This window comes from Polaribacter sp. R77954 (assembly GCF_044595335.1).
Classification (GTDB): domain Bacteria; phylum Bacteroidota; class Bacteroidia; order Flavobacteriales; family Flavobacteriaceae; genus Polaribacter.
Window position 1 is genome coordinate 3,184,024 of record NZ_CP138992.1, and the last position, 26,936, is coordinate 3,210,959.

The window sequence follows — 26,936 nt, forward strand, 5'->3', positions numbered from 1 at the left end:
TTCATTTTATTTGAGTTAAGTGCAAGGCAACTCTTCTTGTAATTTTGTAATGTATTTATTATGAAGCTCATAAAAATGCAAAAAATTAAGTTTAACCATTAAAACCATTACAAATGAGTAATAACAACACCAATACAATTGTAGGATTATTAGCAGGTACAGCAATTGGCGCAACTTTAGGAATATTATTTGCACCAGATAAAGGAATTAAAACCCGACAAAAAATTGCAGATGAAGCTATAAATGCAAAAGATAAAATAGTAGAAACTGCAGCAGATGTTAAAGAAAAAGTAGCCTCAACCTATTCAGATAGAAAAGAAAGTTTAGATTCACAATTAGAGTCTGTAGTATCTAACGTAAGTCATAAAACAGAAGATGTAATTACTACTTTAGAAAAAAAGTTGAAAGACTTAAAAGAAAAAAATAAAAAATTACAAAAGACAGCCTAAAATATGGATATTTTAAAATCTTTAAAAGATACCTCTGAAGATGGAGCTGACATTGGTAAGAAGTATATAGAGGCTTCTTACAAGTATAGTAAACTTAAGGTATTTCAGATTTTAACGCATTCTATAAGTAGCTTAACCAAACTTTTTTTAATTGGTAGTTTGCTTTGTGTAGGTATAATATTTGTGTCTATTGCAGGTGCAATTGCCTTAGGAGATTACTTAAACAACACACCTCTAGGATATTTACTTGTTGGAGTTGCTTTACTATTGTTTGGCTTTGTCGTTTACTTGTTCAGACAGCTTATCGACAGAAAAATCATCACAAAGATATCTAGACAATTTTATAAATCAAAACCATAACCATTATGAAAACGTACACCTCTTTTGCTGAAATAGAAAAAGATTTAAGACAGTTAGAACTTGAAAAAGAAATTGCAAAAGAAGAATTAAAAATTGTAAAATATAATTTTGAGGAATTCTTAAAACCAGTAAACTGGATATCATCAGCTTTTAGAACCATAAGTAAATATGGTATTTTAATGTTGATAAAAAAAATCTTAAAATAAGATAAATTATATAATTATAATGGTTGGTTGATTAAAGCCTTGATATTTTTTTTGAATATCAGGGCTTTTTTATTACGCTACCTTTTTGAGTTTTTTTTTAAATTGATTAGGAGTAATACCATATTTTTCTTTAAATATTTTAGAAAAATAACTTCTACTGCTAAAACCAATACTATATACTATCTGAGAGATATTTAAATCTGTATTTTTTAACATATCTCTTGCAGATTCTAAACGTACATGCCTTATGTATTCTGTAACAGTTCTGTTGTACAAAAATTTAAACCCCTCTTGCAATTTGGCTTGCGTAAGGCCAGACTTAAATGAAAGTTGTTCTAAAGAGTAGCTTTTTGCAACATTAGTTAAAATACTATTACCAATTTTTCTAACAATTTTTAAATCGCTTTTGTTTATACCTTCTGGTAATTTATCTCCAGCTAATATTTTATTGTGCTGTTGAATATGCATAGATAAAATCTCATAAACCCGAGATTCTATTTTTAAAATTCTAAGCATACCTTTAGCTTTAATTTTATGTATTCCCTTAATTAGGTCTGCCATTTTTAAATTTAAAGTACCATAGCTAGCAAATCTATTATCATGATCTGTATCTACAAATACTTCATAGAGCTTTTCATTTAAGGTAGAAACATTTGTGGTTCTTTTTTTAAGAAACTGTTTTCTAATAATTTGAATGATGTTAATTGCCAATTGTTCATCTTTTGGAAAAATAATATCATTAAAACCACCATCTTTATTAGTATAAATTAAAGATTGAAACTGCCCAACTTCTTTTACGTTATTGTGTAAACCAAATTTGTGTTTTAAGCTACCCAGAGAAGGATATATAAAACGAATAGGATTAAATTCGTCGTGAGATTTTACGTTTAAATGTATTTCTTTATGAAATTTTATTTCAAAATCAAGTAAATGAACACCCCAATCAAAAGGGATGTACCTTATATATCCAATTCCGTTTTCGTTGTTCATTTTTAAAACAAACTCACTCCAACGTTCCGTCATTTCTCCACCTATCGCATCTTGAAGCTGCTCTAAAAAATCTTTAGGACTATCAGCAATAATCTCAATATGTACCATAATTTATTATTACACTGTTAAATTAATTACCAATAATAAGACAATGGTAAATGTAAAATAATTTTTAATAGATTTTATATTTCAAGTTTATTTTTATGTTAAAATTGTTATTCATAATTTTTTTTACCTATAAACATATTTAAATGCACTTTAAAAAGATTAGAAAACAGCTGTAAATTTTAATTTCTTTTATTTGAGTTAAACTCTACATCTTTTGAACAAAAAGAAGCTTTAAATTCACTGTACTTTTGAAGTGAAAGAAAAAGTACAAAAAATTACATGATGTAAAACGTTTAGCATCATAAAAACAAAATAAACGTTCATATAAATTAAAATGAAATGAATACATACACAGAACATGTAGGGGAAAAATTAAATGAACTTTTAGAAAAAACTTACGACGCAGAAAAAGGTTTTAAGACTGCTGCAGATAATATTGAAAATACTGTATTAAAAAGTTATTTTGAATCAAAAGCAAAAGAAAGATACAATTTTGGGCACGATTTAAAAGAAGAAATAAAGTCTTATAATCAAGAAGTTGATAAAGGTGGAAGTTTAACAGGAACTGCACACAGAGCATGGATGGATATTAAAGCAATGTTATCTTTAGATAATGAAGAATCTATGTTAGAAGAATCTATTAGAGGAGAAAAAACGGCAGTCGAAGAGTATAAAGAAGTATTAAGTGAAAACCATTTACCAAGTAGTACAAAAGCGTTGTTAAAAACTCAGAAAAACAAAATTGAACTTGGATTAGAAAATATTAAGACTTTAGAAGATATTCATTAACACTGAATTGCTTTTACTATACATAAAAGAGTTGCCTTTATAAGGCAGCTTTTTTTTATATAATGATGAAGTTTTACGAGTGTTTATTTGAGTTAAAATTAAAGTGGTACGAGTTAACAAGCTCTTTATTAATGAATTAAATTTGAAGTGTAAGAAATAGTAATAGTACTATTTAAATATTAATCACTAAAAACTTAAACTATGTTACGTTGGGCAATCACATTTATTATAATCGCATTAATAGCTGGAGTATTAGGCTTTGGAGGAATAGCAGGGGCAGCAGCTGGTATTGCAAAAATTGTATTTGTAGTATTTATTATTCTTTTTTTAATTTCATTAATTACAGGAAGAAAAAAAGTATAATTAAAAATATATAAATTATAACAACTACTTGATAAATTTCAAGTAGTTTTTTTATGCAATAAATTTATTTTTTTTAGCATGAGCAATGGCTTCATCGCTATTTTTTACCAGTAAAAATAAAGTATCTGTATAGTTTTTTACAAGATTTTGTATTCTTAGATTATTTTTTTCTTTAGTTACACTTCTAACATATATAGCTTTAATTCTATTAGGAAATTGAGTTACAGTTTGCATATAAATTTCTGTATCATGCTCACCTGCATCACCAATTAAAATAAAAGGTAGTGTTTTGTAGGTGTTTAATATATTGATGATTTCTTGTTGCTTTTGAGGTTTTTCTTTTCTATTTTTAGAAAAAAGAGAACTCATGGCTCTTAATAAAATAGCTCCTTTTGGAAAGTTGTTTTTAGATAAAAAATACTCTAAATACCTGTACATATTCCAAGGACTATGGCTTACATAAAAAAACGGATTTGTGTTTTTTTTTGATATACCAGCATGTAATAAACTGTAAAAATGAGAGGTGCCTTTTAGAGCTTTTCTAGTAAAAGGCGATTTAAAAAACGTATTTACAATCAATCTCCATTTTAATAAAGAAACAACACCTGTATGTAAAATAGTGTCATCAATGTCACTAATTACACCAAAATTTGCATTTTTAGGAGGGATTAGTAATGCACCTTGAAAACAATTATTTTTATTGATTTTTTTATTAGCAATTTCATTAGCATATGAAACTTGATAATGCAACCAACCATCAGGTGTTGTTAAGTTTGATAAGTTTTCAACTTTTTCATCAATAATAAAATAGCCATTTTTATCTGTTTTTGTTTTTATTTGATGTTGGTTAGGTAAAGTTACCACAAGGTTGCAATTTTTAATTTCATCACTTTCAAAACGTTTCCAAGAGTTGAGTAAAATTTTAAAAATATTTCTACTTTCTAGTGTTATTTTTTCGTCCTCTAAAGCTCTTCCTCTAGCATAAAAATGATTTTCAGTTCCATAGCTTTGAAAAACAATTATTTGTAAAGGATCGTTTGTAAAAATTGACATTTTTTTATTTTAAAGGTAAATATATTGCATAAAAAAGCCACATCTAAATGTGGCTTTTTTTTATAAATTAAACTAAAAACTAGTTTTTGTCTTTTATAATTATCTTAACTTCTTTAGCTTTAGTTTCTTTGTTTTTATTAACATCCATAGAAACAATGTCACCAGATTTTGCAGCCTTAGCCTCAATTTCTGCTAATGTTCCACTAAACTCTTCTGTTTCAGTTACAGATTTTCCGTCTACAGTTTTTGTAGTTATTATGGTTGCAGCAATTAAATCGGAATTATCAGAAGCAGTAACTGCTATGTTTACTTCGTTGTTAATTTTATTCATTGCATTTGAGTCTTCAGAGTGACCTCCTAAAATAGGAGCAACTACTAAACCAATTAAACAAGTAAGTTTAATTAAAATGTTCATTGATGGTCCAGAAGTGTCTTTAAAAGGATCTCCAACAGTATCTCCTGTAACAGCTGCTTTATGGGCATCAGAACCTTTGTAGGTCATTTCACCATTAATTTCTACACCAGCTTCAAAAGATTTTTTAGCATTATCCCAAGCTCCACCTGCGTTGTTTTGAAAGATAGCCCAAAGTACACCAGATACAGTTACACCAGCCATATAACCACCAAGCATTTCTGCGATAGCTAATTTATTCATTCCAAAAGCTAAAGGTAAAAAAGCAATTACTAGAGGAAAACCAATGGTTAATAAACCTGGCAACATCATTTGTTTTAATGATGCTTGTGTAGAAATTGCTACACATTTATCGTATTCAGGTTTTCCTGTACCTTCCATAATTCCAGGAATGTCTCTAAATTGTCTTCTTACTTCTTGTACCATTTCCATAGCAGCTTTACCAACAGCATTCATAGCTAAAGCAGAAAATACTACAGGTACCATTCCACCAACAAATAACATGGCTAAAACAGGTGCTTTAAAAATGTTAATTCCGTCAATTCCTGTAAACGTTACATAAGCTGCAAAAAGCGCTAATGAGGTTAATGCAGCAGAAGCAATAGCAAAACCTTTACCAGTTGCTGCAGTAGTATTACCCACTGAATCTAAAATATCTGTACGTTCTCTAACAATTGGTTCTTGTTCACTCATTTCTGCAATACCACCTGCATTATCAGAAATTGGTCCAAAAGCATCAATAGCCAATTGCATAGCTGTTGTTGCCATCATTGCAGAGGCAGCCAATGCAACTCCGTAAAAACCTGCAAAAGCATAAGAAGCCCAAATTGCACCAGCAAATAATAATACTGATGGAAATGTAGAAATCATACCTGTAGCTAAACCAGCAATAATATTTGTACCTGCACCTGTAGAAGATTGTTGTACAATTTTTAAGATTGGTGATTTACCCAAACCTGTATAATATTCAGTTACTGATGATATTACAGCACCAACTACCAAACCAACTAGAGTTGCATAAAACACACGCATAGAAGAGATTTCTTGCAAACCTTCACCAAAGAATTCCATTTGCATGGTTTCTGGTAACATCCAAGTAACTAAACCAAAACAAGAAAGCCCTACTAGTACAATAGAAGTCCAGTTTCCTTTGTTTAAAGCGCCCATTACTTGGTCTTCTTTAGCATCATTAGAGTTAATTTTTACCAACATTGTACCAATGATAGAAATAATAATTCCAGCACCAGCAATTGCCATAGGTAATAAAATTGGACCTATTCCGCCAAAAGCATCAGTTATGGCTCCTCCCATATCTTTAATTACGTAATTACCTAAAACCATAGCCGCTAATACTGTTGCTACATAAGATCCAAATAAATCTGCACCCATACCAGCAACATCACCTACATTATCACCTACATTATCTGCAATTGTAGCAGGGTTTCTAGGGTCATCTTCAGGAATTCCAGCTTCCACTTTACCTACTAAATCTGCACCAACATCAGCTGCCTTAGTATAAATACCTCCACCAACTCTTGCAAATAAAGCAATAGATTCAGCACCTAAAGAAAAACCTGCAAGCGTTTCTAAAACAATGGTCATGTCTGCAGTAGAAGTCCAAACTCCTCCCATAAATTTTTGGTAAAAAACGATAAAAAAAGCAGTTAAACCTAAAACCGCTAAACCAGCAACACCTAAGCCCATTACAGTACCACCTCCAAAAGATATTTTTAAAGCATTTGGCAAACTTGTTCTAGCAGCTTGTGTAGTTCTTACATTTGTTTTAGTAGCAATTTTCATTCCTATATTTCCTGCAAATGCAGAAAATACAGCACCAAAAATAAAAGCAATTACAATTAACCAGTGTGTAGTTGGTACAATAATTGAAACTATAGCTAATGCTATACTAACTATTACCACAAAAATTGCAAGCAATTTATACTCAGCACTTAAAAAAGCCAGAGCTCCTTCATAGATGTAATCTGAAATTTCTTTCATCTTACCATCACCAGCATCTTGTTTCATTACCCAAGATTGTTTAATCCACATGTAGATTAGGCCTAGGATTGCCATAGCAATTGGCATCCATATCATTAATGATTCCATATTTTTTTTTTGAATTTGATTAATTTAAAACGAGAGCAAAAATATGAAAATATATATGATAAAAAAAGCTATCTTAAATTTAAGATAGCTTAATATTTTATTTGTATTTTAAGAATATGATAATTTAAATCGTAAAGGTTCTTTTTTTCTTGTGTTCGCTATTATCATAACGTTCTACACACTCGTGATAAATTTTTAAAGCAGCCTCTGCATTTCCCCATCCACCAGTATCAACCTTTTTTTCTTCTAAATCTTTATAAACTTGAAAAAAGTGTTCAATTTCTTTTAATCTATGTGGGTTTAGGTCAGAAATATCTGTTTTTTTACTCCAAATAGGATCAGAAACAGGTACACAAATTACTTTTTCATCAGGCCCTTTTTCATCAGTCATATAAAAAACACCTATGGGTCTAACTTCCATTACCACCATTGGATATGTTGGTTGATGACCAAGTACTAAAACATCTAAAGGATCAGAGTCTAAAGCCAAAGTTTCTGGTATAAATCCATAATCTCCAGGATACATCATTGATGAAAATAGCATTCGATCAAAACGAATTTTGTTTAATGCAAAATCGTACTCATATTTATTTCTACTTCCTTTAGGAATTTCTATTAAAACATCAAAGGTTAAAGGTTTACTTTCGCTCATAATTATATCAATTTGTTAAAATTTTGAAACAAATGTAGCGAAAGTGTTAGATTTTATAAAGTAAATACCTATTAATTTACGCAATTGTTTTAGATTAAAAAGAAAAGTAGAGGAAATAAAAAAAATCCTTTTTGAAGTAAATCAAAAAGGATTTTTTAATATTAGAAACGTATTTTATAAATACAATACTTCTTTAACCGCTTTAACTACATCATTAGAGTTTGGCATCCATTTTTCTAGTAAAACAGGAGAATATGGAGCTGGAGTATCAGCAGTTGTAATTCTTTTAATAGGAGCATCTAAGTAATCAAATGCTTGATCTTGAATTCTATAGGTAATTTCAGAAGCTACACTTGCAAAAGGCCAAGCTTCTTCTAAAACAACTAATCTATTTGTCTTTTTTACCGATGTTAAAATGGCATCATGATCCATAGGACGTACGGTTCTTAAATCAATAATTTCTACAGAAATATTTTCTTTAGCCAATTCTTCAGCAGCTTTATAAGCTTCTTTGATAATTTTACCAAAAGAAACTATAGTAACGTCAGTTCCTTCTCTTTTAATATCTGCAACTCCAATAGGTATAATGTACTCTCCTTCAGGAATTTCCATTTTGTCACCATACATTTGTTCAGATTCCATAAAAATTACAGGATCATCATCTCTAATAGCCGCTTTTAGCAATCCTTTTGCATCATAAGGGTTAGAAGGTACAATTACTTTTAATCCAGGTGTGTTTGCAAACCAGTTTTCAAAGGCTTGAGAGTGTGTAGCACCTAATTGACCAGCAGAAGCAGTTGGGCCTCTAAAAACAATTGGGCAATTAAATTGGCCACCAGACATTTGTCTTATTTTAGCAGCATTATTTATAATTTGATCAATCCCTACTAAAGAGAAATTAAATGTCATGTATTCTACAATTGGTCTGTTTCCATTCATTGCAGAACCAATAGCAACACCAGCAAAACCAAGTTCAGCAATTGGGGTGTCTATAACACGTTTTTCACCAAACTCGTCTAACATTCCTTTACTTGCTTTGTAAGCACCATTGTACTCAGCAACTTCTTCACCCATTAAGTAAATGCTTTCATCTCTTCGCATTTCTTCGCTCATTGCTTCGCAAATTGCTTCCCTGAATTGAACTGTTTTCATATAGAATTAATTGTTGTTTGTTTTGGAAAGCAAAAATAAGCAATTAATTGACATTTTTTAAGAATACTATTTATAAAGTTAAAGAATTTTATGAATTCGTATGTGATCTTTTTGAATCAACAAAGAATCATCATCTTTAATCTGTATTTTTGATATAAAATTACAGCAATGAAGCAAATGTTTTAATGATTGCCTTTTGTTTGTTTATAGGTAACCTTCTTTAATTAGATTGTATGTATGAGCGTTTTTACATCCAAATCAATCATGAAGAGAAAATGTGAAAAGTATCTTAAATAGAAAGTAGGAAATACTGCTGCAATTAGGCTTATATTATAGGAAACCTTTGCAGTAGATAATTGCTTTGAAGAAAGTTCAATAGAAATATGATGAGTTGAAAGCACGCTATTTAGTATCACTCAAAACAGTCGTTATGTAAAGTTTTATAAAGATAGCTTTGTATTACGTACAGGAATGCCATTTTTTAGAGAATTTTTTTCGATTTAATCAAAAGTTATTTTTGTAAAAAAGAAAGATTTAAAAGAGTATATATTTATGGAACAAAATGATTTTGGAAATTATTTATTGATAAAATGTAATTATACCATTCTTAAAATCAATGATATAAAATTATTTGCTCTTTTGGAATACAAGTTTTTTTAAAGCAAGAAAACTTTGATGATGATCAATTTTTTTTCTTACATCTGGGCTTTAATCCTCATAAAGAAATCATGGTATTACTAATACGCAATCCTTTTCGAAAAGTGTTAAATAATTTAAATTTATTATGCATGCATAGTATTTTTTAAAAAAAAGCCGTAGTTTTGTCATCGATAAAAACAACTATAAAATAGAATTTTATGAAAATATTAGTATGTATTAGTCATGTACCTGATACCACTTCTAAAATTAATTTTACTGAAAACGATACGAAATTTGATACAAATGGAGTTCAGTTTGTAATAAATCCTTACGACGAGTTTAGTTTAACAAGAGCAATGTGGTTTAAGGAAAAGCAAGGAGCAAAAGTAACTGTTGTAAATGTAGGAACAGCATCAACAGAACCTACTTTGCGTAAGGCTTTAGCAATTGGTGCTGATGATGCTGTAAGGGTTAATATGGAGGCTACTGACGGTTTAGCTGTAGCAAAGCAATTGGCAGAAGTTGTTAAAAATGGAGGATATGATTTGGTTTTAGCTGGTAGAGAATCTATTGATTATAATGGTGGAATGGTGCCTGGAATGTTGGCAACTCTAGTAGATTATAATTTTGTAAATGGTTGTGTTGGTCTTGAAGTTGATGAAGCTTCTGTAACCGCTATTAGAGAGATTGATGGAGGAAACGAAGTATTAAGTACAGCTTTACCTTTAGTTGTTGGAGGTCAAAAAGGAATTGTAGAAGAAAAAGATTTACGTATACCAAATATGCGAGGTATAATGATGGCTCGTAAAAAGCCATTAAATATTGTTGAGCCTGTTGAAACTGAGCCAGCAACATCAATAGAATCTTTTGAGAAACCTGCACCTAAAGGAACCGTAAAATTAATAGATGCCGATAATATTGATGAGTTGATTGATTTATTGCATAATGAGGCCAAAGTGATTTAATTTTTGTAATTAAATGACTCCGAATTTGATTTGAAATCTTTTTCAAGATAAATAAAATTATTAAAAAGTTCCTGAAAGCAGTTCAGGATAAAAATATAAAAATATGTCAGTTTTAGTTTTTGCAGATGCAACAGATGGTAAATTTAAGAAAAGTGCTTTTGAGGTAGTTTCTTATGGAAAAAAAGTTGCTGAACAATTAGGGAGTAAAGTAGTGGCAGTAACCATTAATGCCGATAATAATGATGCACTATACACTTATGGTGCAGAAAAAGTAATTGCAGTTTCTAATGATACTTTAAGTACTTTTAATGCCAAACAATATGCATCAGTAATTCAGCAAGTTGCTCAAGCACAGGGTTCAGATATAATTATTTTAGATTCTAGCATAGATACTTTACATGTTGCACCAATATTGGCGGTTACTTTAGATGCAGGTTATGCCTCAAATGTAGTAGCTTTACCAAGTGCAACAAGTCCGTTTATGGTAAAAAGAAAAGCTTTTTCAAATAAAGGTTTTAGCAATACTGTAATAACAACAGCAAACAAAATAATTGGTGTTGCTAAAAATTCTTACGGAGTTTTTGAAAACCCTGTTTCTGGTACTACAGAAACTTTTGAAGCAACAATTGTGGCCTCTGGAGTATCATCGGAAAAAGTAGAAAGAATAACAGGTAAAGTAACTATTGCAGATGCAGAAACCGTTGTTTCTGCTGGTAGAGGTTTAAAAGGACCAGAAAATTGGGGAATGGTAGAAGAACTAGCAGACGTTTTAGGAGCAGCAACTGCTTGTTCTAAACCAGTGTCAGATTTAGGTTGGAGACCTCATGGAGAACATGTTGGGCAAACAGGTAAACCTGTAGCTTCTAATTTATACATTGCCATTGGAATATCTGGTGCCATTCAGCATTTAGCAGGTATTAATGCATCTAAAGTAAAAGTAGTAATCAATACAGACCCAGAAGCACCATTTTTTAAAGCAGCAGATTATGGTATTGTAGGTGATGCTTTTGAAGTGGTTCCGCAATTAATAGAGAAGCTCAAAGCTTTTAAGCAAGCTTAATTCAAATATTCAAACACAGTTTTTTAATGAAAACCTATTAGCACAGTAAACTAATAGGTTTTTTCTTTTGGTAAAAACTAGCAAAATAAAAAGGTTCAGTCTATTATTTTTATTAAATTGTGCCCTTTAAAAAGTTTTTTATAAACCAATTATAAAAATTTCTTTTTTTTGATTTTGTAGAATGATATATGAGTTTAATACCACTAACCATTAAGGGAATTTCATACAGTCAAACACAAACTGGGGCTTATGCTTTAGTTTTGAGTGAGATTGAAGGAACAAGAACCTTACCTATTATAATTGGGGCTTTTGAAGCACAATCTATAGCCATTGCTTTAGAAACCGAAATTAGACCTCCAAGACCATTAACACACGATTTATTTAAAACTTTTTCAGATACTTTTGGTATTGTAGTAAAAGAAGTAATTATTCATAAGTTGGTAGATGGAGTTTTCTTTTCTAGTTTAATTTGCGAAAGAGAAGGGGTTGAAGAAGTAATAGATACCAGAACTTCAGATGCTATTGCCATTGCTGTTCGCTTTAATGCACCAATTTATACTTACGAAAATATTTTAGACAAAGCAGGTATCTATTTAAAGGTTGAAGACGAAATGGATATTGACAACAAAGAGGAATCATCTGAATTACCTATAGATTTCGAAGTTACTTCTCCTAAAAAAACAAACGATTTTTCAAGCGTATCATTAAAAGAATTGCACAATCAATTGAATAATGCTGTTGCTAATGAGAATTACGAACTTGCTGCCAAAATTAGAGACGAAATAAGTAAACGTCCTTAAATTACAAAACTAATTATGAAAAAAATAGTTGTTTTAATTCTTTGTTTCTTATCCGTTTCAATTTTTTCTCAAGAGGCAGATGCAGTAATAGCAACCTCAGAAATTATACCCAGCCAAGGATTTTCTATACATAGTTTGTGGAGAGGTATTTTAGGAATGGGAGTTTTAATTTTGATTGCTTTTTTATTTAGTAGCAACAAAAAAGCCATTGATTGGAAAAAAGTTGGTATTGGTTTAGCCTTGCAATTGTTAATTGCAATAGGCGTCTTAAAAGTAAAATTTATTCAAGCAATATTTGAGTTTATTGGGGGGATTTTTATTGAGATTTTAGAATACACAAAAGCGGGTAGTGAATTCTTGTTTTCAGGAATGGTAAGCAATATGGACACTTTTGGCTATATTTTTGCTTTTCAAGTTTTACCAACAATTATCTTTTTTTCAGCACTTACTTCTTTGTTGTTTTATTTAGGTATCATTCAGAAAGTTGTAAAAATACTAGCTATTGTGCTATCCAAATTTTTAGGGATTTCTGGTATGGAAAGTTTATCTGTAGCCGGAAATATTTTTCTAGGACAAACAGAAGCGCCTTTATTGATAAAAGCATACTTAGAAAAAATGAATAAGTCTGAAATGCTTTTGGTAATGATTGGTGGAATGGCCACAGTTGCAGGCGCAGTTTTAGCAGCATATATTGGCTTTTTAGGTGGTGGAGATAAACAATTAGAATTGGTGTTTGCCAAACATTTATTAGCAGCTTCTGTTATGGCTGCTCCTGGAGCCATTGTAATCTCAAAAATTTTATATCCGCAAACGGAAGACGTGAATACAGATGTTACTGTTTCTCAAGAAAAAATAGGTTCAAATGTATTAGATGCTATTGCAAATGGTACCACAGAAGGTTTGCGATTAGCAGTAAATGTTGGTGCTATGTTATTAGTATTTGTTGCTGTGATTGCTATGGTGAATGGAATTTTAGGCTGGGCTGGAGAGATAACTACTTTAAACGATAGTATAGCTTCCAATACAGGTTATCAAAAACTTTCTTTAGAGTTTATTCTGGGCTATATTTTTGCGCCTTTAATGTGGTTGATTGGTGTTGCAGCAGAAGATATGGCATTAATGGGTCAATTATTAGGAATCAAATTAGCGGCTAGTGAGTTTGTGGGTTATATACAATTAGCAGAATTAAAAAACGTAGCAAGTGCAACACATTTAACGTTTAATAAATCTGTAATTATGGCTACGTATATGTTATGTGGTTTTGCAAATTTTGCATCAATTGGAATACAAATTGGTGGAATTGGTTCACTTGCACCTGGGCAACGTAAAACGTTATCAGAATTTGGAATGAAAGCCTTAATTGGTGGTACCATTGCTTCTTTAATGTCTGCTACTATTGCTGGAATGATTATTGGGTAAAAGCCCCTTTGTCTTTCATACATTTCCCCAAAGGGGAAAATTAATGCTGATAAAATTCACATTTTAAAACTTAAAAAGGTATAGTTAATAACTATTGATAAATTATTTATTTGGTTTATAAATACACAAATTCTTTAATTTTACACTTAATAACTAGAAATAGTTTCTTCTCTTTAAGAAGACAGAAGATGAGCTTATGAAACAATATCACGATTTAGTAAAACACGTTTTAGAAAACGGAAACGAAAAAGGAGATAGAACTGGCACAGGAACAAAAAGTGTTTTCGGGCATCAAATGCGATTTGATTTAAGTGAAGGTTTTCCTATGGTAACCACCAAGAAATTGCATTTAAAATCGATCGTTTACGAATTATTATGGTTCATTAAAGGTGATACCAATATTAAATATCTCCAAGAAAATGGTGTCAGAATTTGGAATGAATGGGCTGATGAAAATGGTGATTTAGGCCCCGTTTATGGGCATCAATGGCGTAATTGGAACAGTGATGAGGTAGATCAACTTAAAGAAGTAATTGAAACTTTAAAGCAAAACCCAAATTCTAGAAGAATGTTGGTTTCTGCTTGGAATCCTTCAGTTTTGCCAGATACAAGTATTTCTTTTTCAGAAAATGTGGCGAATGGTAAAGCAGCTTTACCTCCTTGTCATGCCTTTTTTCAGTTTTATGTTTCTGACGGAAAATTATCTTGTCAACTCTATCAACGAAGCGCAGATATATTTCTAGGTGTACCTTTTAATATTGCCTCTTATGCTTTATTTACAATGATGATTGCGCAAGTTTGTGGGTATGAAGCAGGTGAATTTATCCATACTTTTGGTGATGCACACATCTATAACAATCATATAGAACAGTTAGAGCTACAGCTGTCTAGAGATATTAGACCATTGCCAAAAATGAAAATCAATCCTGAAATACAAAATATTGAAGATTTTACCTTTGATGATTTTGAGCTATTAGATTATAACCCACATCCTCATATAAAAGGAAAAGTTGCAGTTTAAATTAACTTAACTTTTAAACTTAACTTTAGGTTAAAAGATTAAGTTTTTAAGACATTGTATAATAGATGAAAACGTTATTCACCTATTTTTTACTTCGTAAGCTTTCAAGTTCAACAGATAGTAAGATTGAAAGATTGTTTAAATTTAAATCCCCTAAGAAGCATTAGGCTATGGTGAAATTGGTAACACATCGGTTTTTGGAATCGTTATTCAAGGTTCATGTCTTTATGGCTTAACTAACACGTAACTTTTAATCATTAGATTATCAGTTGTTTTTGTGTTTTATGGGGTTTTGTGTATTGTATTTGTGGAATTAACTCATAAACCCTAAAAGGTCCTGATTATTAAAATTATCCATAGAATACCTACTTATTATTATTGATTTAAAAGTTATGAAATAATCTACTGATATTTAAAAAGCTTAGTTAGTTATATCGATTTTTAGATTAACATATTTCAAAGTATAAAAATTATTAAATTGTTGGGCTGAATTATCGAAAATCAATATAAATTGATTGCTATATTTGAATTTAGATGGCAAAATCCTAAATTATATGATTTCTTGTGGTATCCTTGATACATAAAATGACAACAAAATAAGCCCTTACCAATAATTATGATTTTAATTTACTTTTTTACTTTGTTTGTCTAATATATATTCGATTTTCTTATATTCGTAACAAAAACTTAGGAAATATTAAATGATAATCGAAGAAAGAGTTTTTGCACGTGCTGGTTTATTAGGAAATCCCTCTGATGGATATTTTGGAAAAACCATTTCTGTAAGTATAAGAAATTTTGGTGCCTATATAGAACTTTACCAGACACCTGAATTAAAAATTCTTGATGGCCCTAGAGATAAAAATACGTTTCGAAACTTAAACCATATGTACGAAGAAATTAATAGCACAGGCTATTATGGAGGTACTAGGCTAGTAAAGGCTGCAATTAAAACATTTACGGACTATTGCAAAAATTCTAACATTAAACTAGAAAACAAAAACTTTTCAATCCGATATCATACATCTATTCCTAGACAAGTAGGAATGGCAGGATCAAGTGCTATTATAACCGCAACTTTTAAGGCTTTACTTAGGTTTTATAATATAGAAATTAAACAAGAGTTGTTACCAAGCCTAATACTCTCTGCTGAAAGAGATGAATTAGGTATTAATGCTGGTTTACAGGATCGTGTGATACAAGTATATGGAGGATGTGTATATATGGATTTCGAAAAATCCTACATGGACAATCACGGCTTTGGACAATATGAACAATTAAATGTTAAGGATTTACCAAATCTATTTCTAGCATATAAAACGAGTTTAAGCAAGGTTTCAGGAACAGTTTTAAACAATATAAAGCAGAATTATGATGCTGGTGATCAAAAAACCATAGATACACTTCAACAAATTGCTAAATGTGCAGAGGATGGGAAAAAGGCCATTGAGTTGGGTGACTTTAAAACCCTCTACAAACTTATGGATAAAAATTTTGACTTAAGATGTGAAATAATGAATGTTTCAGAAAGTAATATCGAATTGGTGCAAACGGCACGTAAGTGCGGTGCTTCTGTAAAACTATCAGGTTCAGGAGGTGCAATCATAGGGTTTTATAAGGACGACAAAATGCTGAGACATCTTATGGTTGAATTAAAACGCCTTAACGCAAGAGTTATTAAACCTTACGTATTTTAGAAATACTTAAATCAAAAAAAAAATGATAAAAACAGCAGTGATTCCAGCAGCAGGATTTGGAACAAGATTTTTACCTGCTACAAAAGCACAACCTAAAGAAATGCTTCCAGTAGTTGATACTCCAACCATACAATACGTAGTTCAAGAAGCAGTTGACTCTGGTATTGAAGACATATTAATTATAACAGGAAGAGGAAAACGTTCAATTGAGGATCATTTTGATAGGAATATTGAATTAGAACGAAGACTGCTAGAAAAACAAGATGAAATATTATACAATGAACTTCGGAGTATTGAAGAAATGGCAAATATTCATTTTATAAGACAAAAAGAATTAAATGGATTAGGTGATGCAATCTATCACGCACGTTTCCACTGTAGGAATGAACCTTTTGCTGTATTGTTGGGAGATACAATTGTTGATTCGGTAATTCCCTGTACTAGACAAATGATAGATGCTTATGAACAATATGGACAAACCGTAATTGGTGTAGAAACTGTAGATCCTAGTAAAGTTGATAGGTATGGAATTGTAGGAGGAGACAAATTAAGTGAGACAATTTTGCAACTAACTGATATGATTGAAAAACCATCCATTAAAGATGCTCCTTCAAACTTAGCTGTTGCAGGTAGATATATTCTAACTCCTGAAATTTTTTCAGCATTAGAAAAAACCCCTAGAGGTAAGGGTAATGAAATCCAGTTAACAGATGCTTTGCGAATAATATTAGATCAAGAATCTATTATTGCTACGGTTATTTCAGGAAAAAGATTCGATATAGGTAATAAACTAGATTTTATGAAAACCACTATCGAAATGGGACTAAAGCGTGATGAATTTAAAGCTCCTTTAAGTGAATTTATTAAAGAAATAGCAAAGAACTTATAACAAAATAAAGTTATTTTTAAAGCTCTATAAAAGCTGCAGGAGTATTTAACAAACTCAAATTAACTCAAAGAATTCCTATTTAGAAAAAGAATAAATACTAAGTTTGTTAGTTATACTTATGTAATTAAAAATTGCTATAGATTTATTTAATAAAAAAGGTTTCTAAGTACCACATAACTGATACACTCAAGTTTCATGAAAAAAGTCTATTTTCAAATTTAGCATGGTAAAATCTATAGTTTTGTTGTTGTTTTTTTGAATATTAGTCCGTAATTTGTTTTGAAGGAATTACATTCATGAATTATTTGTTTACTATACATCTTGTGCTATTATAATTGATTTATTAGGTGAAAAATAACTTTAATTTACATCTGCTAAAACATTAGCAAAAGGTTTAATAATTAATATACCTTTTGATTACTAACATTCAAGTTTTGAGTTTTTCTTGACAAACCGAAAAGTCCTAATAAATTTAATTTGTTAGGACTTCTTACTTTTATTCTCCTTTTCAAATATTATCTTAATCAACTAAAAAAGTAATAGGAATACCGTATTTGGTTTTTATAAACTTACCACATTGTTTTGCTGGGATAAATTAGGGTAGTTTCTTAAACATTTTTAGGACTTCATTTTTTAGTTTTTGATGAGGTGATTAAACTATCATATTTATCGTATTTCCTGTTTTATCAATTGCAAATAGAGTAAATATTCTATACTTTCCTTCAGTTAAACCAAGCTTTTGTGTCAAATTTGTATCAAAGTTAGCTTCAATAAATTTTTGTATTCTTTCATTAAAATCTTGTTTGTTTTTTTTCTCTGGATAAGCTTTTAACTTCTTTAGATCTTGGAGGTTCTTTTATAATAAGTCCTAAAAAAAGTCTATATGTTCAATTTGAGAATACATGATGTATTCATCTATGATTCATTCTTAAGCAACATCATCAACTGTTATTAAATTAAAGCCATCTTTGAATATAGGTTAATTTAAAGACCAACAATTTCTGGTCGAGATTGTAATGTGATTTCATTCAACATAGAGAAAGATAATTATTCTCAAAATGGAGAAATATATTTTGATATGAAAGATTTTAAGATTGTAAAAAAAGAAGAAATTATAAAAAGAAATCACTTTCAAAAAAAGAAAAAGCTAAATGATATTAAAAAAAAGGGCAGAAGATTTTCATGAACTATATGATGCTAAAATACCAACTACCACACAAAGAATTACACTGTTTACTTATCTTGATGTCGAAGATTCTAACTTAGAATTTACGAGTTTAAATGTTCAATACAGCACTAAAATCACAAGTGATTTTAGTAGTTTATTTTGGAGAAACAATAATTTTATTTCTTTGCCAAATATGTAAAGAAATAAATGGAGTAATTATTTCTTACTTCTCAAACTCTCAATAACTACTGTGATTAAGATTAAACTACCACCAATAAAAGTGTTTTTATTAGGAACTTCGTTAATAAAAATATAGGCAATGATAATTCCGAAAATGGGTTGAATACTACCTATGATACTGGCTGTGGATACCGAAAAATACTGCAAGGAATTTACCAACATTGTGTGACCAATAGCTGTGGTTAATAAAGCCACTAATACTAAAAAAGGCAGTTGACTTTCTAAATTAGAAATATCACTAATAAACAATACAGGTAAAAGTATTACTGTAACTACAATTAATTGATACAGCATAATTGCGCTACTGTTGTAATCAGTAACACTTTTTTTAGTAATTAAATTTCGTAATGAATAACACAAAGCAGAAAATACACCAAATAGAATGCCTTTTGCTTGATCGTTTTCTATTGAAAAATCAGGAACTAAAAAGTAAATACCTATCAATACTAAAAGTGCTAAAAATACATGCACAAGGCTTAATTTTTGTTTTGAGAAAAAAGGCTCTAAAAAAGCAGTCATTATTGGAAATGTAAACATAGATAACATACCAATAGCTACATTAGAAAGTTTTAAGGCATAAAAATAGGTTACCCAATGTGCGCCCATAAAAAAACCACTTATTAAAAAAGAGATTTTATCTTTTTTAGAATGAATGGTTAAATCAACTTTTTTAATTCTACAAAATAGATAAATAAAAATTGCAGCAAATAAAGCTCTAAATAAAATAATAGCCTCTGGAGGCATACCAATATATTTACCTAAAACACCTGATGTACTGATAAAAAGCGTTGCTAAAAGTAAAAATGCTAAGTTTTTGATGTGAGAATTCTCCATTAAATGGTTTTTAAAGTGTGTAAAGCTGTTTTTACAGCATCTATTTTTATAAAAGTGATCAGTAAACGTAATCCGTTTTTGGTTTGTTTTTCTTTCATAACACAACTTTTTGGGTTTTGCTGAACGTATTTTAGCATTTTAGAGAAAGCTGGTGTTTGATAAAATTCACTTTGTTGATCTGAAACAAAATAGCCAATCATTCTTTTTTGTTTTAAGATGATTTTTTCTAGACCTAATGCTTTTGCCAACCATTTTATACGCACAGAATCTAATAAATCTTCAACCTGTGTAGGAATTTCTCCAAAACGATCAATAATTTCAGTTTCAAATGTTTGCAATTCATCTTCTGTTTCTAAAGTGCCCAATTTGTTATATAAAGCCAATCGTTCTGTGATTGAGTTGATGTAATCATCAGGAAAAAGAATCTCAAAATCAGTATCAATAGCCACCTCTTTTACATATTCTTTAGGTTTAGAAGTATCTGTTGGATATAAATCTGCAAACTCATTTTCTTTCAATTCTTCTATAGCTTCTTGCAGTATTTTTTGATAGGTGTCAAAGCCAATATCATTTATAAAACCACTTTGTTCACCACCTAATAAATCTCCTGCACCCCGAATTTCTAAATCTTTCATGGCAATGTTAATACCACTTCCTAAATCAGAAAATAAAACCAAAGCTTCAATACGTTTTCTAGCATCATCTGTCATCATATGATAAGGTGGAGTGATGAAATAACAGAATGCTTTTTTGTTAGAACGTCCAACTCTTCCTCGCATTTGATGTAAATCAGACAAACCAAAATTATTGGCATTATTTATAAAAATGGTGTTTGCATTAGGCACATCTAAACCGCTTTCTATAATAGTTGTTGATACTAAAACATCAAAATCACCAGCCATAAAACCGAGCATTAATTCCTCTAGTTTTTTACCTTCCATTTGTCCATGGCCAATTCCTATTTTTGCTGATGGAACCAATCTTTGCAGTAAACCAGCCACTTCTTTAATATTTTCGATTCTGTTATGAATAAAGAAAACTTGGCCTCCTCTAGAAATTTCGTAAGAAATGGCATCTCTTAAAGTTTCTTCACCAAAACGAATGACATGACTTTCTATGGGATGTCTGTTTGGTGGTGGTGTTTTTATGACAGATAAATCTCTTGCAGCCATTAAACTAAATTGTAAAGTTCTTGGAATTGGAGTAGCAGTTAGGGTTAAAGTATCTACATTTTCTTTTAGCGTTTTTAGTTTGTCTTTTACAGCAACTCCAAATTTTTGCTCTTCATCAATAATTAAAAGCCCTAAATTTTTGAATTTAATACGTTGATTTGTTAGTTGATGTGTACCAATAATAATATCAACAGAACCATCGTTTACGCCATCAATGGCAGCGGTTTTTTGTTTTGAAGTTCTAAATCGGTTTAAATAATCAATTTTTATGGGAAACTGTTTTAATCGTTCTGTAAAGGTTTGATAATGCTGAAAAGCTAAGATAGTTGTAGGTACTAAAATGGCGACTTGTTTTCCATTATCAACAGCTTTAAAAGCAGCTCTTACAGCTACTTCTGTCTTACCAAAACCAACATCTCCACAAACCAGTCTATCCATAGGCTGTGCTTTTTCCATATCGTTTTTTACGGCTTGGGTCGCAGTAAATTGGTCTGGAGTATCTTCATACATAAAGCTTCCTTCTAATTCGTGTTGCATGTGGGTGTCTGGCCCAAAAGCAAAACCTTTTTGTAATTTTCTTTTGGCATACAACTGAATTAAATTAAAAGCAATGTGTTTAACTCTGGCTTTGGTTTTTTGTTTGATTTTTTTCCAAGCACCAGAGCCTAGTTTGTATATTTTAGGGGCTTTACCATCTTTACCATTGAATTTAGAAATTTTATGTAAAGAATGAATACTGACATATAAAATATCTCGTTCGCCATAAATTAATTTAATGGCCTCTTGTTTTTTACCCTGAACATCAATTTTTTGCAAACCACCAAATTTACCAATTCCATGATCCATGTGTGTTACATAATCGCCAATTTCAAGCTTATTTAATTCTTGCAAAGTGATGGCTTGCTTTTTAGCGTAACCATTTTTTAATCGGAATTTATGATAGCGTTCAAAAATTTGATGATCTGTGTAGCATACTAATTTTTGATCTACATCAACAAAACCTTGATACAAAGGAAAAACAATAGTTTCGTAATGTACTTGTTCTTTTGCATCATCAAAAATATCGTGAAAACGTTTGGCTTGTTGTTCGTTAGCGCAAAAAATATAGTTGGTAAAACCTGCTTTATGGGACTCATTTAAATTGTCAATTAACAAATTAAACTGCTTGTTAAAAGAGGGCTGTGGTTGTGTGTTAAAATTAATATTTATTTCATGTGGATTGTTTTTTGTGCCAGATTCTAAACTTATTAAAGTAAAGTCTTGTAACTGTTTTAAAATAAAATCGCCATCACAAAATAACTCTTTTGGTTTTGAGTGATTGATTTCTTTTGACAGTTTAAGAAAAGCATCTTCTGCTTTTTTGTAAAATTTATTTAAGTTGCCAGTGAGTAAATTAATATTTTTAGTAAAAATTACCGTTTTAGATGAGATGTATTTTAAAAAGCTTTCTCTGTTTTCTTGCAAAGTTTTATTCTCTACATTTGGCATGATAGAAACTTTTTTCAGCTTTTCTTTAGAGAGTTGTGTTTCAACATCAAAAGTTCTAATACTATCTATTTCATCACCAAAAAATTCTATTCTGTAAGGTTCATCATTAGAAAAAGAAAATACATCTATAATTCCACCACGAACAGAAAAATCTCCAGGTTCTGTAACAAAGTCAACACGTTTAAATTTGTATTCGAACAAAACTTCATTTACAAAATCTAAAGATAAATTATCGCTAACTCCCACTTTTAGCGTATTTTTTTCTAGTTCTGTTTTGGTAACAACTTTTTCGAACAGTGCTGTTGGGTAAGTAACAATTACTGCGGGTTTTTTACGAGAATTTATTCTGTTTAATACCTCTGAACGCAACAATACATTGGCATTGTCTGTTTCCTCTATTTGGTAAGGTCTTCTATAAGAACCTGGATAAAAAAGAACATTTTTATCGCCTAAAAGTTGTTCTAAATCATTTAAATAATATGCAGCTTCTTCTTTATCATTAAAAATTAAAAGAAATGGTTTGTCTGCTTTTTTAAACGTTTCTGAAATAACAAAAGACAATGAAGACCCAACCAAATTCGTAATTTGAAAATGGTTTTTGTCTTGTTGAAGGGCTTTAACGAACTGCGATACACTCGCAGATTTTTGATATTGGTTTACAATGTTCTGCTTGCTCAACGTAATAAATTTTTACAAATGTACTATACTTATGTAATAAAAAAGCCCTCAAGAATTTTCTTTTCTAGTCGAATACAATATATTTGTTTTTAAAAGCTGTTAAATTAAGACATTATGGAAAAGAAAGATAAAAAAAAATACATACAGGTTAAAAAAACACACTTATTTACTTTACTACTTTTTTTAGCCCTATCTATTCAATGTCAAGATAGAATAAATAAGTGGGCTATTGGCTTAGGTGCAGGAGGTTTACTGTATTCTGAAAAAGATTTAGAAAAAATTGGTTATCGGTTTTCAGAGCAATTTCCAAGATTGACTATTGCAAGGTATATGTTTAAAAATGTAACAATTGCTGGTTCATTTTCGCAATCTATTCAAGAACAAAAAAGATACGTAACTTTTGATGGTGAAATACGATACGATTTTGGTACTTCAGAAAATTTATTAAATGTATACGTTTTAGTGGGAGGTAGTTTAATTGATACTCGTTTTACGCTACCACTTGTTAATTTTGGTGTTGGTGGGGCACTTTGGGTTTCTGATAATTTTGGTTTACAGGGGCAATTGTTATATAAATACAATAACTCAGGCTTTCAAAGTCAAGCTTCTCATGTTTTTGCAAGTGGAGGGATTGTGTATCGTTTTTCATTAGGTAATAAATATCAATCAAGAAAAAAATCGCGTACTCGATTATGGGATATGAAACATTAATAGATTTAAAATAAAAATCTTTTGATAAAAATAATATTTATAATATAAATTAGTTTAGTAATTAGTTACTTTTGTCTTAATTTACATTTGTAGAATTCTATGATTATGAATAAACCTAATTCAATTAAATTTTGCGCTTTTCTACTACTTTTTAATGTTTTAAGTATCAATGCACAAGATTTTAACGAAAAATGGGGAATTGGATTAAATTCAGCTTCGGTTTTATATTCGGCTGAAGATGGTACTACTGTTGGTGGTAGGTATATTGCTACTGTACCAGGTATTAGTATTAGTAGGTATTTAGGAAATAAAATGACGATTTCTGTAATGTTTTCTAATTCTATGAATGATACGCAACAATACTTTTCTTCTGACTTTAATTTAAGCTATGACATTTTTAATCCTGATTCTTTTTTAAGACCTTATCTGCTTGGAGGGGTTGGAGTTGTAAATCTTTTAGACACAGGTTTAACCTTAAATGTAGGAGGTGGAGGCACACTTTGGATAGCTAATAATATTGGTTTAAATGCACAATTAATATATAAGGTTAGTACCATAGGTGGTGAATTACAAAAATCTCATATTTTTGGTTCTGCAGGTATTGTGTATAGCTTTAGTCCTTCTCGAAATAAAAGACTTTGGGAAAAATAGTAATGGCGCTATTTTAAGATTGAAACCATTTTTTTTGGTGATAAGTATTCGAAAAACCGTTTCCTTATTGTAAAATTTTTGTCTAAAATTAAGTTTGCAGGTAAACTAAAAGGCTCGTTTTTTCTTGATGCCAATAAAAGCGGAATTTCATGTTTTGGCCTTCTGCTAGTTCTAACTTCTTTATTTAGATATGTTTTTCCTCCAAATAAAATGGTATCTTTTGATTGAACATCCATTTTTATCGAATAATATTCTGAATTTAAAATATTGATAACTTCGGCATTTTTGAATGCAACTCTATCCATCTTTTTACAATATGCACACCAATCTGCATAAAATGATAGGAATACTTTTTTAGGCTTCATATTTAAAGAATCTTCCAATTGCTCAAAAGTTATCCAATTAATTTCTTTTTGTTGAGTATAGATTTTAGTTGATATCATCATCAATATAAAAAAGAAAAGGAAACTATTTTTTTTCATTTTAATGTAATTTACCAAACTTTAAACCGATAAAAAATGTTCTTGGAGTGCCTGGGCCATAAACATAATCTGAATCTCTGGTTGGCCCTGAAGCAAAATCATCTTGATAATTATTAAATATATTTTTAAACCCAATAGAAAATGTGGTCATAAAGTTTTCATTAAAATCTAAATGAGATTCTAGTTTTAAATTCAAATCTAAAAATGATTTAACTTCATTCAGTTGTAAAAATCCAGAATCACTAATTACTAGAGGTACTATCATAGAGCCAGTATAGGTGCCTGTAACATCTATATTAAATTTTTCATTAGGCATCCAAGCTGTATTAAAATATCCATAGAAATTGGGTGTTCTCACAAATTCATCAACAATAATATCAGTTTCTCCAACAATAGAACCATCAGTTTCAAAAATAATTTGTGAATCGTCATAAGAAGTTTGTTGTAAAGTTCCTCCTAATTGAAATTGCCATTTTGAATTTGGTGAAACCCCAAACTCAAAATTAGTTCCATATACCTTTGCTCCAGAGCCGTTTCTAACTTCCTCTAAAATAGATCCATTGGCTAAAACAGCGCCAGTACTAACTAAAGTAAATGGATTTTCTAGATTGGTATAAAAACCTTCTACTAAAAAATCTAATTGTAAAAGATTTAGGTTTTTAGAAAAATTGAAAGAACCCGTAAATGCATTAGAGTATTCTGTTTTTAAATTATCAGATAGTATTACAAAACTGGGCTCACCACCCACACTAGATATGTGTAAATCTTCATTAAAAGCTTGAGAAGCTCTAAAGCCTCTGGCATAACCACCCCTAAATTTTAAGGCTTCTGTAAACTGATAAGAAATGGTTAAACGTGGTGAGAGTGCATTTTGATTTACATCTACATTTCTGCTAATACCGCCAACAGCATAATTGCCATTAACAGCAACATTATCAAATCTTGAACCTAGCAACGCTGTGAATTTTTCTGACGGCTTCCATTCGTACTGTGCATATAATCCAAAAGAATTTATCGTTTGATCTATTAATCTGTTGTAGCCTAAAATTTCATCTTTTGTGTTGGTGTGATTGTATTCTGCACCTGCAGTTAATACATCTTTATTTTTAAATGATTTGGTGAATTGCAAACCATTAATCCATGCCAAATCTTTTGTGGTACCAAAAGCATTATTTGCTGTAATACTATCTTGTTTGGTTCTGCCACCACCTAAACCACCATAATAACTATCTCTATCTGTGTGAGAAATAGAGGTGTAAATATCAAACTTTTTAGAATCATCTTTGCTAAATACTTCGTAGTTTAATCCGCCAATGAAGGTGTCATGATTCAATTCTTCTGTAATGTCAGTGAATTGTGGTGCTAAATCTAATTTATTTCCTCCTCTTCTATATTCTTGAATCGATGCTAAATTTAATGTAATCTTACTTTTTTCAGAAGGTTTTAAAAATACATTAGCACCCACTGTGGTGTTTTTAAGTGCTACGAGTTCTGTAAAACCATCACTATTGGCATCAAAAGCGTTTCTATTTCTATAATTTCCAAAAAATGAAATTCCACTATTTAAATCGTCAGCAACTAAAGAATTATTAAAAGTTAAAGTTCTATCAGGTGTTTTTCCGTCTATCAAAGCTAAGTTAGTACCAATTTCCCAAGTATTTAGAATAGGGTCTTTAGTAATTAGATTTACAGTACCTGCAATAGCACTTGAACCATACAAAGCAGAGCCACCACTTCTTACCACTTCTATGCGTTCTATAATGTTTGTTGGGATTTGATCTAAACCATATACCCCAATTAAGGAAGTAAATACAGGTCTACTATTTAGTAGCACTTGTGTATATCCACCACTTAAACCATTTAAACGAACTTGGGTAAACCCACAATTTTGGCAATTCGTTTCAACCCGAATTCCAGGGGCAAAATTCAATCCATCTGCCATAGATAACGATTGTGTTGCTTGTAATAATCTAGGTTTTATAGTAGATACAACTACAGGCGCTTTTCTTTTTTCAACACGATTTCTAGTGGCAGTAACTACAACTTCTTCTAAGCCCAATTGATCTTCAAGTAATTCAAAGTTTAGCGTTTTGTTTTCATTTCTAGAAACTGTAATCTCACTATTTGCTCTTCGATAACCTTGATAGCTTACTTCAATAATAACTTTGCCAAATACATTTTCAAGTTGATAAAAACCGTTAATATCAGATGAAGTTCCATTGTTTGCTCCTTTTACATACACAAAAGCAAAAGGGATAGCTTTGCCTTTATTTGATGTGATTTTTCCAGAGATAGTCTGTCCAAATATAAAACTCGATGTCAATAAAAAAAGAATATAAATTAGCTGTTTCAAAATTTTAATTTTTACAAATATAAATATAT

At 30.4% G+C, this 26,936-nt stretch carries 24 protein-coding genes; 15 read left to right on the forward strand and 9 right to left on the reverse strand.

Annotated features, from left to right (window positions below):
* Positions 1 to 113 precede the first annotated feature (113 nt).
* The 3 genes from SJY27_RS13895 to SJY27_RS13905 are packed head-to-tail and all read left to right on the forward strand — an operon-like array spanning position 114 to position 1,015.
* Positions 114 to 449: a YtxH domain-containing protein gene (locus SJY27_RS13895; protein ID WP_397445469.1), complete on the forward strand. Its 336-nt coding sequence runs from the start codon at positions 114 to 116 to the stop codon at positions 447 to 449.
* Positions 450 to 452: 3 nt separating this feature from the next.
* The gene (locus SJY27_RS13900) at positions 453 to 809 is read left to right on the forward strand and encodes a hypothetical protein (RefSeq protein WP_397445470.1); all 357 of its coding nucleotides are present in this window, start codon (positions 453 to 455) and stop codon (positions 807 to 809) included.
* Between the two features lie 5 nt (positions 810 to 814).
* Positions 815 to 1,015 (forward strand): DUF6327 family protein, encoded by a 201-nt coding sequence (locus tag SJY27_RS13905; RefSeq protein WP_397445471.1) that lies wholly within the window; start codon positions 815 to 817, stop codon positions 1,013 to 1,015.
* A 72-nt stretch (positions 1,016 to 1,087) separates the two neighbouring features.
* On the opposite strand, the gene SJY27_RS13910 is transcribed toward SJY27_RS13905, so the two are convergent.
* The gene (locus SJY27_RS13910) at positions 1,088 to 2,113 is read right to left on the reverse strand and encodes a helix-turn-helix transcriptional regulator (protein WP_397445472.1); all 1,026 of its coding nucleotides are present in this window, start codon (positions 2,111 to 2,113) and stop codon (positions 1,088 to 1,090) included.
* A 339-nt stretch (positions 2,114 to 2,452) separates the two neighbouring features.
* Here SJY27_RS13910 and SJY27_RS13915 point away from each other — a divergent pair, with 339 nt between their 5' ends.
* Both SJY27_RS13915 and SJY27_RS13920 read left to right on the forward strand, forming a co-directional pair.
* Positions 2,453 to 2,902, forward strand: coding sequence for a PA2169 family four-helix-bundle protein (locus SJY27_RS13915; RefSeq protein ID WP_397445473.1), 450 nt, complete (start codon positions 2,453 to 2,455; stop codon positions 2,900 to 2,902).
* Positions 2,903 to 3,103: 201 nt separating this feature from the next.
* Entirely contained in the window at positions 3,104 to 3,265 is a 162-nt protein-coding gene (locus SJY27_RS13920) for a DUF1328 domain-containing protein (RefSeq protein ID WP_397445474.1), read from the forward strand.
* A gap of 51 nt (positions 3,266 to 3,316) precedes the next feature.
* Here SJY27_RS13920 and SJY27_RS13925 read toward each other — a convergent pair whose 3' ends face one another.
* The 4 genes from SJY27_RS13925 to SJY27_RS13940 form a co-directional block, all read right to left on the reverse strand.
* Positions 3,317 to 4,318, reverse strand: a complete 1,002-nt coding sequence (locus SJY27_RS13925; RefSeq protein WP_397445475.1) for an App1 family protein — start codon at positions 4,316 to 4,318, stop codon at positions 3,317 to 3,319.
* A 79-nt stretch (positions 4,319 to 4,397) separates the two neighbouring features.
* Positions 4,398 to 6,836, reverse strand: coding sequence for a sodium-translocating pyrophosphatase (locus SJY27_RS13930; protein WP_397445476.1), 2,439 nt, complete (start codon positions 6,834 to 6,836; stop codon positions 4,398 to 4,400).
* A 124-nt stretch (positions 6,837 to 6,960) separates the two neighbouring features.
* The gene (locus tag SJY27_RS13935; RefSeq protein WP_397445477.1) at positions 6,961 to 7,488 is read right to left on the reverse strand and encodes an inorganic diphosphatase; all 528 of its coding nucleotides are present in this window, start codon (positions 7,486 to 7,488) and stop codon (positions 6,961 to 6,963) included.
* Positions 7,489 to 7,662: 174 nt separating this feature from the next.
* On the reverse strand, positions 7,663 to 8,640 hold the full coding sequence (locus SJY27_RS13940) for a pyruvate dehydrogenase complex E1 component subunit beta (RefSeq protein WP_397445478.1): 978 nt from the start codon (positions 8,638 to 8,640) through the stop codon (positions 7,663 to 7,665).
* A gap of 857 nt (positions 8,641 to 9,497) precedes the next feature.
* Between SJY27_RS13940 and SJY27_RS13945 the strand changes: the two genes are divergently transcribed.
* The 8 genes from SJY27_RS13945 (at position 9,498) to SJY27_RS13980 (ending at position 18,497) form a co-directional block, all read left to right on the forward strand.
* Positions 9,498 to 10,244, forward strand: coding sequence for an electron transfer flavoprotein subunit beta/FixA family protein (locus SJY27_RS13945; protein ID WP_397445479.1), 747 nt, complete (start codon positions 9,498 to 9,500; stop codon positions 10,242 to 10,244).
* A 103-nt stretch (positions 10,245 to 10,347) separates the two neighbouring features.
* Positions 10,348 to 11,304, forward strand: a complete 957-nt coding sequence (locus tag SJY27_RS13950; RefSeq protein WP_397445480.1) for an electron transfer flavoprotein subunit alpha/FixB family protein — start codon at positions 10,348 to 10,350, stop codon at positions 11,302 to 11,304.
* Positions 11,305 to 11,492: 188 nt separating this feature from the next.
* On the forward strand, positions 11,493 to 12,104 hold the full coding sequence (locus tag SJY27_RS13955) for a bifunctional nuclease domain-containing protein (RefSeq protein WP_397445481.1): 612 nt from the start codon (positions 11,493 to 11,495) through the stop codon (positions 12,102 to 12,104).
* A gap of 15 nt (positions 12,105 to 12,119) precedes the next feature.
* Positions 12,120 to 13,523 (forward strand): NupC/NupG family nucleoside CNT transporter, encoded by a 1,404-nt coding sequence (locus SJY27_RS13960; RefSeq protein ID WP_397445482.1) that lies wholly within the window; start codon positions 12,120 to 12,122, stop codon positions 13,521 to 13,523.
* Positions 13,524 to 13,719: 196 nt separating this feature from the next.
* A complete protein-coding gene (locus SJY27_RS13965; RefSeq protein WP_397445483.1) occupies positions 13,720 to 14,544 on the forward strand; it encodes a thymidylate synthase in 825 nt (274 codons plus the stop codon).
* 701 nt (positions 14,545 to 15,245) lie between these two features.
* A complete protein-coding gene (locus SJY27_RS13970; protein WP_397445484.1) occupies positions 15,246 to 16,241 on the forward strand; it encodes a mevalonate kinase in 996 nt (331 codons plus the stop codon).
* Between the two features lie 37 nt (positions 16,242 to 16,278).
* A complete protein-coding gene (galU, locus tag SJY27_RS13975) occupies positions 16,279 to 17,130 on the forward strand; it encodes a UTP--glucose-1-phosphate uridylyltransferase GalU (protein ID WP_397445485.1) in 852 nt (283 codons plus the stop codon).
* Positions 17,131 to 18,281: 1,151 nt separating this feature from the next.
* Positions 18,282 to 18,497, forward strand: a complete 216-nt coding sequence (locus SJY27_RS13980) for a hypothetical protein (protein ID WP_397445486.1) — start codon at positions 18,282 to 18,284, stop codon at positions 18,495 to 18,497.
* A 17-nt stretch (positions 18,498 to 18,514) separates the two neighbouring features.
* Here SJY27_RS13980 and SJY27_RS13985 read toward each other — a convergent pair whose 3' ends face one another.
* Together SJY27_RS13985 and mfd are read right to left on the reverse strand one after the other, a co-directional pair.
* Positions 18,515 to 19,372 carry a DMT family transporter gene (locus SJY27_RS13985; RefSeq protein ID WP_397445487.1) on the reverse strand — a complete coding sequence of 286 codons (858 nt, stop codon included), beginning with the start codon at positions 19,370 to 19,372 and terminating at the stop codon, positions 18,515 to 18,517.
* A complete protein-coding gene (mfd, locus tag SJY27_RS13990; RefSeq protein WP_397445488.1) occupies positions 19,372 to 22,710 on the reverse strand; it encodes a transcription-repair coupling factor in 3,339 nt (1,112 codons plus the stop codon). The genes SJY27_RS13985 and mfd overlap by 1 nt, the downstream gene beginning before the upstream one ends.
* A gap of 114 nt (positions 22,711 to 22,824) precedes the next feature.
* Here mfd and SJY27_RS13995 point away from each other — a divergent pair, with 114 nt between their 5' ends.
* On the forward strand, positions 22,825 to 23,421 hold the full coding sequence (locus SJY27_RS13995; protein ID WP_397445489.1) for a hypothetical protein: 597 nt from the start codon (positions 22,825 to 22,827) through the stop codon (positions 23,419 to 23,421).
* A 105-nt stretch (positions 23,422 to 23,526) separates the two neighbouring features.
* The gene (locus SJY27_RS14000; protein ID WP_397445490.1) at positions 23,527 to 24,072 is read left to right on the forward strand and encodes a hypothetical protein; all 546 of its coding nucleotides are present in this window, start codon (positions 23,527 to 23,529) and stop codon (positions 24,070 to 24,072) included.
* 8 nt (positions 24,073 to 24,080) lie between these two features.
* Here the strand turns inward: SJY27_RS14000 and SJY27_RS14005 are convergent, their stop codons facing one another.
* Together SJY27_RS14005 and SJY27_RS14010 are read right to left on the reverse strand one after the other, a co-directional pair.
* Positions 24,081 to 24,554, reverse strand: a complete 474-nt coding sequence (locus SJY27_RS14005) for a thioredoxin family protein (protein WP_397445491.1) — start codon at positions 24,552 to 24,554, stop codon at positions 24,081 to 24,083.
* A gap of 1 nt (position 24,555) precedes the next feature.
* Positions 24,556 to 26,907 (reverse strand): TonB-dependent receptor domain-containing protein, encoded by a 2,352-nt coding sequence (locus SJY27_RS14010; protein ID WP_397445492.1) that lies wholly within the window; start codon positions 26,905 to 26,907, stop codon positions 24,556 to 24,558.
* Between the last annotated feature and the right edge of the window lie 29 nt (positions 26,908 to 26,936).